At 45.0% G+C, this 11,590-nt stretch carries 14 protein-coding genes; all 14 read right to left on the bottom strand.

The features are described from left to right. Positions 1 to 175: 175 nt before the first annotated feature. On the bottom strand, positions 176 to 1,306 hold the full coding sequence (locus tag INT22_RS04645; protein WP_193061059.1) for a replication protein RepA: 1,131 nt from the start codon (positions 1,304 to 1,306) through the stop codon (positions 176 to 178). Beyond that, entirely contained in the window at positions 1,293 to 2,030 is a 738-nt protein-coding gene (locus INT22_RS04640; RefSeq protein ID WP_446718928.1) for a recombinase family protein, read from the bottom strand. Before INT22_RS04640 ends, INT22_RS04645 begins: the two co-directional genes overlap by 14 nt. 236 nt (positions 2,031 to 2,266) lie before the next feature. Next, the gene (locus INT22_RS04635; RefSeq protein ID WP_193067764.1) at positions 2,267 to 2,509 is read right to left on the bottom strand and encodes a hypothetical protein; all 243 of its coding nucleotides are present in this window, start codon (positions 2,507 to 2,509) and stop codon (positions 2,267 to 2,269) included. Next, complete coding sequence (locus INT22_RS04630; RefSeq protein WP_193067763.1) at positions 2,506 to 2,958, bottom strand: hypothetical protein; 453 nt, start codon at positions 2,956 to 2,958, stop codon at positions 2,506 to 2,508. The genes INT22_RS04635 and INT22_RS04630 overlap by 4 nt, the downstream gene beginning before the upstream one ends. Before the next feature lie 83 nt (positions 2,959 to 3,041). Then, entirely contained in the window at positions 3,042 to 3,236 is a 195-nt protein-coding gene (locus INT22_RS04625) for a hypothetical protein (RefSeq protein WP_193067762.1), read from the bottom strand. A 71-nt stretch (positions 3,237 to 3,307) separates the two neighbouring features. Then, entirely contained in the window at positions 3,308 to 3,505 is a 198-nt protein-coding gene (locus tag INT22_RS04620) for a hypothetical protein (protein ID WP_193067766.1), read from the bottom strand. 30 nt (positions 3,506 to 3,535) lie between these two features. Beyond that, entirely contained in the window at positions 3,536 to 3,814 is a 279-nt protein-coding gene (locus INT22_RS22025) for a tyrosine-type recombinase/integrase (protein ID WP_226912405.1), read from the bottom strand. A gap of 165 nt (positions 3,815 to 3,979) precedes the next feature. Beyond that, entirely contained in the window at positions 3,980 to 4,216 is a 237-nt protein-coding gene (locus tag INT22_RS04610; protein ID WP_193067761.1) for a site-specific integrase, read from the bottom strand. Between the two features lie 249 nt (positions 4,217 to 4,465). Continuing rightward, positions 4,466 to 6,088 carry a hypothetical protein gene (locus INT22_RS04605; RefSeq protein ID WP_193067760.1) on the bottom strand — a complete coding sequence of 541 codons (1,623 nt, stop codon included), beginning with the start codon at positions 6,086 to 6,088 and terminating at the stop codon, positions 4,466 to 4,468. Between the two features lie 313 nt (positions 6,089 to 6,401). After that, complete coding sequence (locus INT22_RS04600) at positions 6,402 to 6,779, bottom strand: histone-like nucleoid-structuring protein, MvaT/MvaU family (RefSeq protein ID WP_193067759.1); 378 nt, start codon at positions 6,777 to 6,779, stop codon at positions 6,402 to 6,404. 23 nt (positions 6,780 to 6,802) lie between these two features. Then, complete coding sequence (locus INT22_RS04595) at positions 6,803 to 7,381, bottom strand: PH domain-containing protein (protein ID WP_193067758.1); 579 nt, start codon at positions 7,379 to 7,381, stop codon at positions 6,803 to 6,805. After that, positions 7,382 to 7,708, bottom strand: coding sequence for a hypothetical protein (locus tag INT22_RS20255; RefSeq protein WP_226912404.1), 327 nt, complete (start codon positions 7,706 to 7,708; stop codon positions 7,382 to 7,384). A 238-nt stretch (positions 7,709 to 7,946) separates the two neighbouring features. Further along, positions 7,947 to 10,013, bottom strand: a complete 2,067-nt coding sequence (locus INT22_RS04585; RefSeq protein ID WP_193067757.1) for a DNA topoisomerase 3 — start codon at positions 10,011 to 10,013, stop codon at positions 7,947 to 7,949. Positions 10,014 to 10,043: 30 nt separating this feature from the next. Next, positions 10,044 to 11,507: a type IV secretory system conjugative DNA transfer family protein gene (locus INT22_RS04580; protein ID WP_446718930.1), complete on the bottom strand. Its 1,464-nt coding sequence runs from the start codon at positions 11,505 to 11,507 to the stop codon at positions 10,044 to 10,046. Between the last annotated feature and the right edge of the window lie 83 nt (positions 11,508 to 11,590).

Here is an 11,590-nt window from a genome sequence, read left to right as displayed (position 1 = left end):
AGCAAGGGGGGGTGATTATGCGTGGATAACTTTTTTTACCCGCTTATCTGCAGGAATTAGAATAGCATTTCCTTATTGTTTGTAAGAATTTGTTTTTTATAAATTAAAAGCAGAAAAGGGGGGTGATTATGCGTAGCTGCTTGAGGCAAAAAAAACCGGCCCGAAGGCCGGCTTTTCATCCCTTTAGCTGCTTAGGGGGTATGGGGGGTGGACTGGCTTTCATGAGGACGCCGCCTCTCACATGCTTTACGTCTGCCTGGGGGTAGACAGCCTGCACCTTTTTTAACGCTAGTAGAAAGCTATCTTTGAAAGTTTTAGCGCCGTCCTTACCTTTGTACTCTTGCCCAAATTGAGCCCTTAGATTGGCCCACCTCAAAAATAGATGGCTGCCATTAATGCGGTGAAGCCTGTCGGCCAGCATGGCGTAAGTATCCATTGCTAGTGCGCTGCCTGACAGCTCGTTTAGTGCGCGCAGGTCGAGCGGTACGGCGTGATCACACAGGGTAGTGAAATACTCTTGGCTGAACGTTATTTCACCTGGCCAGAGGGCTTTCTGGCCATCACTATCAGATAACCATGCCTCAAATTTTGCAATTGGCTTCCCATCGTAAGTAATAGCGCTGTTCGCGGTGGTAAATCCTAACGTCATGCTACACGCGGACAAGGCCATGACCTGACGCCTGAAGGACGGTATCGTCCCATTTTTACCACCTGTCACTTTATAGCCCAGCTGCTTCATGAACTGACTTGAACTATCGCCAACATCGATTATGGGGCTTTTCGTTCTAAGAGCCTGAGTATTGAGGTAGGCCATGACCAGGCGTGGCATAGGGCCATAGGGGATAGGCTGCTGAACAAATTTTTTACCGTCCCATATTTTACCGGCATGAATATAGATTCCGGCATTACCGCTGGTTCTTTCAAATTCTGTCCCATCAACTTTAGATCGAGGCAAACCTATCTGGCACATGATTGAGTGCATATAGGTTTTGTCTTTATCGGTGGGAGGGTTTTCTGCGATTAATAGCCCTGTATTAATAAGCTGGTGGCCGCGCTTGCTCAAGGGTTTAATCTTTTTAGCCTTACCTGGTAGAGCGGGGGAGTCTGCGTCGTCTGGTTTTTTTTCTTCGTCGCTACCAACCAGTGCTAAATTGCTCTGGGCAGGGGAGCCCTTTTGACTGTGCTGCTGCGCGTAAAGCCGTGCTACGTCTGTAGCTACTTCATACGACGCACCGCCTTTGATTAATATGTCCCGATACGCCGCCTCGTCAAAAGGCAGGGCAGTATCATTGCTATTTGTGCTCATTTAAAAGCCCTTCTGCTATTAACTTGATGCGCTCTTCGTGAATGGCTCCAACAGGCACGTTTCTATATAGAGTGGTTCGGCCAACATTAAGCGCCTTAGCTACATCACTTGCAGATTCACCGCTCAGTAGCAGCGTCCTTGCTTGTTTTTTCTTGGCGGGAGTCATGATTGTTTTTCTTCCGCCTTTTCGTCCTTGTCGTGCTGCGGCGCGTAATCCAGCGATAGTGTTTTCACGAATGAGGTTGGCTTGATACTCAGCCAGCGCTCCGAAAATACCGGCAATCATTCGCCCACTAGCAGTTCTGGTATCAATGGCTTCAACTAAAATTTCGAGCCGGACATTACGCGCTTCAAGGTCATTAATGATTTCAACGAGGTGTTGCAAAGAACGGCCCAGCCGGTCTAGCCGCCACACGACCAAGGAGTCTCCTGGGCGTAGAGCCTTCATGACATTATCTAAGCCTGGTCGCTCCTTCTTCTTGCCACTGATTTTGTCGTCGTAAATCTCAGCGCAGCCTGCTTCTTTAAGCGCGTCATGTTGTAACAATAGCTCTTGGTCGTCTGTTGATACCCTGGCGTACCCTAATTTCAATCCTCCGCTGATTACGTCCAGCGTCTGCCTATCTTCTCGATCTTTCATAAATGACCTGTGCTTCAAGGTAAGCCGAAGTGTTCCATAACTAGATTTTGTCAGGTTATCGGGATAAGTCAATTGGGATGGCAATCGAAACACTTTTATTCCAGTGAAAGCCGCATTCCTTGGTCGCGCCTTTCACTGTTCCATAAATGATCGTTTGCGCGACATTGATTACTGTTAGGCTGATCGCTTCTATCAGTCATGGCCAGGTGGCCTTTGGGCCGTGTCTATAAATAAAATTCCCTGGCTTGGAAAAACGATATTTCGCGCAGCAAAAAAAACCTCTATTTTTTTTATGGTGCCAAGCCGTGGGGTTGCTTTTCCTATGATTTTTCTGTATGGATAGCAAGAACGTCATAGCTGTTCACTTTAACCCTGTTAGCAGGGTCACAGGATTCAGCCTGCGAAGTTGTAGCTGCTCCAATCGCTATGACAAGCTCAAGCCCTTTGCCACTTGTGAAGTCTGGGTACGCATCAATACAAATGCCCTTACGCCCGTCACTAAGCTGAATTTTTGCGCCTATTTCTTCTCGCATAACATGCTCCCGCTTTTCCTTGATGTTCACTCTTCTTCTTGAGATACCAACACAAGCTGGATGTCCTGCTCTTCTATCCTTAACTGATATAGGCGAGCAAAGCGCCTTTCCCAAGTTCGTATGGCAGCTTTGGCTTCGTCAAGATCGTCAAATAGCTGAATGCATTGATGCACATATTCACAATCATCCAGTCCATTAAGCCAAAACTGTTTATCAACTGGTGTTAAGGGCGTATAAAAACGCTCATCATCGCAATCATCTATTTTCGATACAGCATACTTACCCAAATCTTCTGGGCGAATGTCGATTTCCCTCTGGAGAATAGACCGTAGCTCTGGGCTATTTTTCCATTCCACACCATTTGATGCAGTCGTCTTACCTCCACCACGAACGTCTACTTTGGTAAGTCGATATTTACCTGGCCGCGTTTGGAGCAGCCATGGCTTGTAACCAAGCGAATCACATGCGTTGTCTGACATATTAAATTTTCCCCTTCTTTTCCTTGATCATCTTAATTGTCGTGCAAGCAATACATTAAAGAGGGATGCATTCAATCACATGCCTAGAAGCCACATGCTCTTGGCAATACTCCAAGCACTGAGTGCCACAATGTGTCGCCTAACGGTGTAACGGTTGAGTAGTGGCCCGCCCAACGCCCAGGAAGGTCAGGCGCTTGGTTGCCGTAAATCGTAACGGTGAAGTCAGTACCACCAGCATTGGCAGTCACAAGCTGACCTTTCTGTGGGGCATATGGCATGGCGGTTTTCCTCAATTGGTTACTATGGGCTTAGTATGAAATATATTTCCCATTTCGTCAAGAAATATATTTCACTCTCTCGACGCCATTGGTAAACCTCTCGCCGCATCGTCGTAATACCGTGGACGATCAGCGTCAGCGATAATCTGCATAACGCGCCGTTTAGTCATACCCCAGCGTTCACTAAGCATTTGCGGCGTCCAGCCTCTGCTTTCCAATTCTGAGCGGAAAGCCTCTGGCGGCATCGGCACCAGTTCTTTAACTGTCACATTCAATCCTCTTTAGCATGGAAACATATTTCATGATAACGCCAGTTCAAACGCACGTCGAATTGTTTCTGGGTCAACAGATAGGTACGGCTTGGAGTGATCCAGCTCTTGGTGTCCTAAAATCACCTGGACTACCTCAACGTCGCCTGTCCCTGCGAGAACCCTAGCAGCAAGCGTTCTGCGTCCACTGTGGCTCGATCCCTGCTTTATGCCCGCCTGTCGGTAGAGCCTGGATATCGCTTGCTGTAGGGCGTCACAGGCGCGATATTCCTTTATGCCTGAGTCTAATACACGGCGCTTCACAGCCATCTCAAAAGAGCGCCCTTTATGCGTCAACACAAGCTTTGAGTGCGGTAGAAAGCCTCTATAAGCACTATCTGACGATACACCCCAGCCACGGGCGCGCCGCTCGGCAAGCCAAGCATCTATAGCGGCGTCATATGTCCATAAGCTACTACGTTCGGATTTTGATATCTACGCAGCTACATTCGGATTACGTAGATATACTTCCGCACGTATGGAGCCGCTGGGATTAAGCACGTCATCAATGCGGAGCTGCGCTAACTCGGTGACTCTAATTCCCGTAGTGTGCGTAATCCATAAAATCATTTGATCACGCTGCGGCATTCTCCCTGTTACACCAGCTACACGAATTAGGTGGCGAAACTGCCCTGGTCGAAGCGATGTTGCTTGGTGGGTAGGATTGGCCATATACACCTCTTTATCAGGATTAGTGGGTAATCGCTTTCTATCCTGAGAGAGTCAACTGCAAGCCTCCCCACTAGCCTAACACCAGCAACCATCTACTGTTCACGAAAATCACCCACGGCCATTGATCCGGTCACGACACCGGCCTAGCCTCCACAATCTGGATGCTGGCGAGCGTAGCGAGTGCATGGCAAACGCGACGGCCCCACGATCCCCAACCGCCGCCACCGCTCCACCAACACCGCGACACCTTCATGACAAACATCTAATTCGATGATATAGAGTAGCCATATCAATTTCGTCAGAGTTGATAGCATGAATTGCTGGATAACCACACTTTAAGCAGGTATTGGGTTCCACTATATAGTCATAAGCAGCTCGACAGTGGCGACAGAAGCTAATGGCCGTAGCACCATTCTCTACATAAGTTGTGAGCTGCATTGAGCAATATTTAGCAGCTTCTGCACGCTGCTCCCTTGCTTGTATTCTTAGTTCGGCTTGTCTAGCTTGGGCCTCTTCAGCTCTAACCTCCGCCTCATACCTAGCCTGCCTCAATCGTTGTGATACTAATAACTGTTCTTCATGTCGATTAATTAAATATGGTATGGAGTTGCCATTGACAAAATATATCGGTTTTTCTGTATGTTTGTTTATTATTTTTGAATCTGAATTGGATAGGTAATCAAGGTATTGTATAACGACACGATAAGGGGAAATGATAGCTTTATTTTCTTTGTGGTCCAAAAACCAAGCGCCCTCTTCGCCATACCATTTTTTTCGTGCTTTCCCCTGGTTTTTATAACGGCGCTTCATTTCATCAAGAGATTTAACAACTGGTTCGATAGGATAATTCTGCTCAATGTAACCTAGGGCTTCATGTACAGTGATTGTCTGGCCGATAGCCTTGTTGAAAATCAGCCCAAACACCAATTTAGCCTGCCAAACAAGCCGATGGGCATTAAAAATCCAGTCGTTTTTTAGTGGAATATTCCAAACCGGCATCGCTTTGATGGCAGCATTAGCTTTTGGATTCTCGCCCAGCTTACATGCTATCCATTCAGTTGCTTTAACGTATCTTTCATCACTGAGTAGGGCGAGCTCTCTGCTGTCGATCCCTTCTTGCGTCTGCATTTGTACGAGCTGTCGTAACTCTTTATCCCAAGCGCTCCGCTTCTGTTCTTTATGATTCGTAAAAGACCTCTTTAACTGGCGAGCTGCTATATCATTTTTAGCTTCGTTGATCAGCTCATCTTTTTTCTTCTGTATTTCTGGCGATTGGTCGTACAACGAACAACGGTGCCATTTTCTAGGTGCGGTGTGAAGTACAGCATTACGAACAGTAGATATGTCTAGCACTGCCACCTTATGCAAAGCTCTTAGGTCAATCTCCATGACGTTATCGAGCGCTTGGGCTTTTGCGTCTTCGACTTCATGGGTGACTCTGATTTCAATAAACAAGGGCTTTTTATCAACTAGCTCGGCAGATATGTCCGGCACCCAACGTTCAATACGTTTTTCTTGAATTATATGATTTAGCGAAACACATCGGCTTGGAAATACAATTGTGCCCTGCTTTGTGACTTCTTGATAATGGGCGGAAATAAGAATTTCTTTTTCGGGGAGCGCGACGACGCTTGCTTCCTGAATAACCTGTTTGGCCATTAGGTGCAATGCCGTCTCAAAGCCCTTCGGGCAATCAGGGGCATTGTGGTGAGCAAAGAAAAATAAGCCTGATTTACTCATTCGTTTAGCAATGAGAGAGGTTCCACAACTAGGGCAATTGCAACCACAAGCAAGCCCACGAGGTACATCAGCGGGTGCTACCACTTGCCCCTTTCGTTGTCCGAAAGGAACGCGCAGATTATTGATTTGCATTATTTTATTCCTTCATAAAGAATCTTCGGAAGAAGGCTTTCAAAGCCCGCTTCCTACGCTCGCCCACGGCAGCGGCCCTTTCTTTGTTCGTCTCTGCGCCTCTGAACAAAAAGCGTCTGGCGTTATCGGCACCACTCCCAACAAACCTAACACTGGCAACCGTCTATGGTTCTAGAAGGAAAATAGTACACGCCTAAATTTCGTGCGCACGAAATTTTAGAGGTGGGCGCTAAAGCGTTCTACCTAAACGAGTAGAGCCGATATAATCGGCTCTATTCGCAACGCTTTATATGCTAGTAGCTTGTGATATTTTTTATATACCTTCTTTCACTAACCAGGAATCAACTGTTTCTACACCATATTTTTCTTTCCAGTGTTTTAGCGTATTGTGATTGCCGCCTCTAGTCTCAATCACATCACCCGTTTCTGGATTACGATAAATTTTAAGTTTACGTTGCTTTCTCATCTTACCCTGCCCTTGCCCTGGTAGCGCCTTCGTCTTGGTTTGTGGCTCAAGCAGTATTACCACTTCCTTTTTTGTTTTTCCAAACTCACTCATCAAATCAGTAAGACGCTCTTTAAACTTCATTTCCAACTGGAAAGAAGGGTTTTCCTTCAGTTTATCAAGTTGATCTTGTAGATTTTTAATCTGCTGCTCTTTCTCAATGTATTTTGTCAAAATCATAGACATAAAAAACTTATCACCTTGTCAAACTAGTTTGTATTTTCAAACTCACGATAATTTAAGCGGTCACGCTCTGCAATATTGACACTATGAACCCATTCCTTTAATTCATCCGGCTTTTTTTGAGCCGGAATGTTTAAAAAGGGATGGCTTCGGTCTGCCGTATCAAGCATCACGTTACCACGACCAAAGAGACGTAAGAGGAACGGTTTGAATGATGCTACATCACGAATTCTCGCTATTTCTAGTTGATCACGACTGCGATTTAAAATCCCTCTCGAATAATAAATTCTACGAGTCGTGAACTCATACGCCGTTGTTTTTAGCTGTAGCACCTTCACCAGCACTGGCAAAAATAAAATCGAGCATACCACCGTAGCGATGATTAAAAAGCTACTTTCGTAGTCAAAAAATACGCCCGCCATCGTATAAATATGATACTGAAAAAACTGAAGCGAAGGCTCAAGAAACAAAAGAAAGAGTGCAGCTACAATCAAACTAAAAATGAAAAGAGGCAGGGCAAGAACCAAGGAAGGTTTCAGCGTACCAACAGAAATCTCCCCCCCTTTGGGGGGAGGAGACAAGTAAAATAAGTTGTTTGTGTTCATTTAGTGATCCCAAGGCCGGATATAATAGAAACCATCATCGCTACTGCCATCTATTTGTAATTCGGTGCCGTCTTCATTGTACATTTTTACGTAGTAAGCGGTGCGTGTACATCCCAAGGGTCGTTTCTCGAAAGTCCCCTCCCCAATATTAACATCACGGCAACTCTGCCCTGGCACATATCTAGCTGGAATTTGTTCTCGTTCTAAACAAACATATCGCTGTTTTTCCATTTTTGCAGTGTAGTCATAATATGTTTCATAGCCCGCTCGTGTACAAAATCCGCGACTGGGCGGGATGTATGCCGCTACACCGTAATCATGACTCATCCCCCCCCCATCACCCGACACAACACACGACGATAACGATGGTAGCGGGGATTTAAAATCTTTTATGCGATCAATCATGGCAGAGTGAGCAGCACCACAACCGCTAGGAAAGCCCCCAGGTAAACACAACCATATTGCACATTCATCCTGACTGGCCGCCTGGGCGCTTGACGTGCCCACCCCAATGAGGAACACACTTAAACATAACGCTATAATAGTACGCATAGTTTTCACCTCTTTATCCCTTTTTAATTTCCGGTTTTCCTTTCACATCATTAAAGAACGATTTGCATTGATCTTTTTCGTCAAACACCCCCTTACACATCCAGAAGTAACTATTTTTCTTTTTCTTGCTTGGCCTGCGCATTAATTCGCGGGTTTTGCAATTAGGGCACATCCACGCGGCGGATTTTTCTTTTTTCTTTGCTACATCACTTGACAAAGAAACCGTTACTTTTTTAGTTTTCACCGCTTCAACATGCGATGAAACAAAGGCGGCTTGCTCTTTAATAAACTGATACTTATCAAGCGTTCCCTTTTCAATTTGACTCAACCTTTCTTCTGCGCGAGCAGATAACAGCGGGCTTGTTACATCGGGCGGTAAAATGTCGATTATTTCACGCGCTACCGCTGTGCTAATCAGGTTCTTTTTTTCAACCTTTAAGAAGTTTCGGCGTTTAAGTTCGCTGATAATGCTAGCCCTAGTGGCTTCAGTCCCTAAGCCTTCAGACTCTTTTAATAGCTTACGCATCTCAGGATCATCTATATGCAAGTGCATTTTTTGCATTGCTTTGATCAAATCACCGTCCGTAAAACGCTTAGGAGGGGTTGTTTTAGCCCGATCCTGCTTAATGTCCGCTATCACTGTCTGACCGTCAGTGACCATCGGTAATATTACACCTTCATCTTTTGACTTCTCTTGCACGGCATTGGCTTCAAACGCGACAACTTCTTTCCAGCCTGGATCGAGAATTATACGACCTGATGCTTTAAACTTTTCTCCATTAAATTTGTGCAGGATTGTTGTTTGCTCGTATCTAAGAGGAGGGTAAAATTGTGCGATAAAACGGCGCACAATTAAATCATAAAGGTTTTGTTCTTCTTCAGATAAATTACCAATATCGGTATCTGCACTAGGCGTAGGCACAATGCCGTGGTGAGCGGATACTTTGCTGTCATCCCATGTTTTTGACTTAATCGACAAATCTGCTTTTTCAATAAAACCGCAGTACGCGGACGATGCCACCATAATGATGCTATTCATCATTTGCGGCGCTTCAGCAAAAATGCTTTCCGGTAAATAGCCCGTATCTACACGCGGGTACGTAATAACTTTGTGGCGTTCGTATAACGCTTGACAGATATTCAAGGTTTTTTCAGCGTCATAGCCGAACAGCTTACTAGCCGAAAACTGTAAATCAGACAATGAGTAGCAAACAGGGGGACGCTGAGCTTTAGGCTGTACGTTTCGCTCTACAATCACACCAGTAACACCGTCACAAGCAAGCGAAGCGGCCACGTCAGCGTCAATAAGGCGTGATTCTTCGTCTAGTCCTGCCTGAGCGCCACTTGGCACCCAGACCGCTTTATAGGGCGGTGTATCATCATCAACACGCACCAGGGCAGATATTTTGAAATAGGGTTTGGGCTTGAAGTTCTCGATAGCTCGATCACGTTCAACAACAACTCGCAGCGTAGGGCTTTGCACTCGCCCGACCGTCAGTAATGACGCTCCACCATTTGCGTAGTTGGCAAGCGTAAATGCGCGACTTAAATTCATCCCGATTAACCAATCTGCACAACAACGAGCAAACTCTGCATCACCGTGAGAGCGAAAATCGCCATTAGGCTTTAAGTCATTAAGAGCTTTTTTAACAGATGCGCTGTCCATTGCTGCGCACCAATAACGTAGCTGCTTACCTCTGAAATTGTAATAGTCTAAAATTTCGTCAACAATATTTTGCCCAGCACGGTCTATATCGCCACAATTTACAACCACATCACACGACTTTAAAAGTTGTTGGATAATTTTTAGTTGTTTTTTGGTCGTCTGCTTTGGCTGAACTTTCCAGTTATCAGGGATAATAGGCAAATCATCAAACCGCCAAATCTTATTACCATTGCCATTTAAAGGTACATCATCGGGTAAGTAGTCGTCGGGTAAGGCCAATTCAATCATGTGGCCATAACACCACGTTACAACATCATCACCGCACGTATACTTACCGTCAGCTTTACGACCTCCGCCAAGTCCTTTTGCAACTGCCTCTGCCACACTCGGTTTTTCTGCAATAAACAATCTCATTTTTGAAATTCCCTATCAGTTATAAATGTCCTAATCAAACAGTGGTGGAACTTGTGGTAATTTCATGTTCGCTCTATCCTTAAACATTTTTTCTTTATACCAGAAAATTTTATCAGCATGAATAGGAAGAACGCCTTTTTTAAATATCAAACATTTTTTGTCAGGCATGTTTGTTATTTCTTGCGGTAACATTAATGGACGCTTATGAAACTGCCAATCACTTACAGAACGGCTACCACCACCTTTACCTGAGTTTTTTGAAACGGGGCGGTTTCTAAGTGTTATATCGCCAATATCTTTACTATACCCTTCTGCTTCTTTTGTGCTAACACCACCTAGCACAATTTGATTATGCATGGTTTCCAGTAACGCACCGGAACCCTCCGGCCCATAACTTTCTTTTGCTGCTAATTGAGACTTATTCTGAAAAATAAGTGCGTACCGCATGTTATAACCACGGGTATAGCCCGACGATACACGAATTATGTCAATCGTCCCTAACGCTGGAAATTCGTCTATTAACATCAAGCACTGATAAGGCAAAGGGTCATCTTTTGGGGCGCTTTCGGGAAGCGTTTGCGTGTTAACAATAATACACTGTGAGAAAAACAAATTAAGGAGTCGTTGAAATTTCCCCATACTAGGAGGACGAACCCCAACATAGATGGTCATTTTACGCTTTCGTAAATCACGAAAATCAAAATCACTTTTACTTGTTGCTTTTGACACGACTTCTGCATCAAACACACTAAGGTAGGTTCCAGCGATCCCTTTTGTTGAGTCACGCCCGCGAGGATTTTCATTGTTAGCAAACGATAGTAATAATTCTTTGCAACTATCACTTAATGGTTTACCGCTTTTCTGACGAGACTGAACCATGTCCTGAATAAAAGCTTCTAGGCCGTCAGGGTGGCGTATAATTTGTAGCACCCGCGTCATTGTGCGCGCTTCGCCCTCGGTTTCCATCAAATACATGATGATGCCGTTAACTAAGTCTTGTGCAGAGATAAAAAAGGATTGATTTTCACCGCTAGGCGTCGGTATTAAAATACTTGTAATAATCTTAATGCTACTCAGCATCTCACGCGGCGATTGATCTACATAATCCAACGGATTCCAACAATGGCTAAGGTAGCCGCTGGATGCTTCAGCATCAGGACTGAATAAAAAGCACTTCTGTCCTAACACCGACTCACGGTATCCCGCTGTAATTTCCCAGTTTTCGAGCTTAGGATCATTCACGACGCAGGATTCAGGATATTGCAACAAATTAGGAATAACAAACCCCACGCCTTTACCCGCACCAGGGGCCGCCGCAAATGATGTATATAGCTGACTGTAATCAGCTATAAACTTATCTCCAATCTTTCCGAGCAATACAGGTGGATGCTTGTAATTTTTATCTTTTCCATACGCCCCTGGCTTATAGATTAGTTTTTTTCTCTCAAGGTCTGATTTTTTTGCAAATGCGGCTTCACCGTGCAATTTTTTCATCATGTTATCTTTAGATACTAATGCCGCGATAACAATAGCTAAAGGAGCCATCGGTAACAAAACCGCCACCGCCGTAGCGGCGG

The sequence above is a fragment of the Halomonas sp. 3D7M genome (assembly GCF_014897885.1).
Taxonomy (GTDB): Bacteria; Pseudomonadota; Gammaproteobacteria; order Pseudomonadales; family Halomonadaceae; genus Vreelandella.
This window is presented reverse-complemented; position numbering and strand designations above follow the sequence as displayed.

What these genes read in the sequence shown, in the direction of transcription:
- INT22_RS04645 (WP_193061059.1), bottom strand. Translation starts at nt 1,306, where the DNA reads ATGAGCACAAATAGCAATGATACTGCCCTGCCTTTTGACGAGGCGGCG.
- INT22_RS04630 (WP_193067763.1), bottom strand. Translation starts at nt 2,958, where the DNA reads ATGTCAGACAACGCATGTGATTCGCTTGGTTACAAGCCATGGCTGCTC.
- INT22_RS04625 (WP_193067762.1), bottom strand. Translation starts at nt 3,236, where the DNA reads ATGCCATATGCCCCACAGAAAGGTCAGCTTGTGACTGCCAATGCTGGT.
- INT22_RS22025 (WP_226912405.1), bottom strand. Translation starts at nt 3,814, where the DNA reads ATGGCTGTGAAGCGCCGTGTATTAGACTCAGGCATAAAGGAATATCGC.
- INT22_RS04610 (WP_193067761.1), bottom strand. Translation starts at nt 4,216, where the DNA reads ATGGCCAATCCTACCCACCAAGCAACATCGCTTCGACCAGGGCAGTTT.
- INT22_RS04605 (WP_193067760.1), bottom strand. Translation starts at nt 6,088, where the DNA reads ATGCAAATCAATAATCTGCGCGTTCCTTTCGGACAACGAAAGGGGCAA.
- INT22_RS04600 (WP_193067759.1), bottom strand. Translation starts at nt 6,779, where the DNA reads ATGTCTATGATTTTGACAAAATACATTGAGAAAGAGCAGCAGATTAAA.
- INT22_RS04595 (WP_193067758.1), bottom strand. Translation starts at nt 7,381, where the DNA reads ATGAACACAAACAACTTATTTTACTTGTCTCCTCCCCCCAAAGGGGGG.
- INT22_RS20255 (WP_226912404.1), bottom strand. Translation starts at nt 7,708, where the DNA reads ATGAGTCATGATTACGGTGTAGCGGCATACATCCCGCCCAGTCGCGGA.
- INT22_RS04585 (WP_193067757.1), bottom strand. Translation starts at nt 10,013, where the DNA reads ATGAGATTGTTTATTGCAGAAAAACCGAGTGTGGCAGAGGCAGTTGCA.
- INT22_RS04580 (WP_446718930.1), bottom strand. Translation starts at nt 11,507, where the DNA reads ATGAAAAAATTGCACGGTGAAGCCGCATTTGCAAAAAAATCAGACCTT.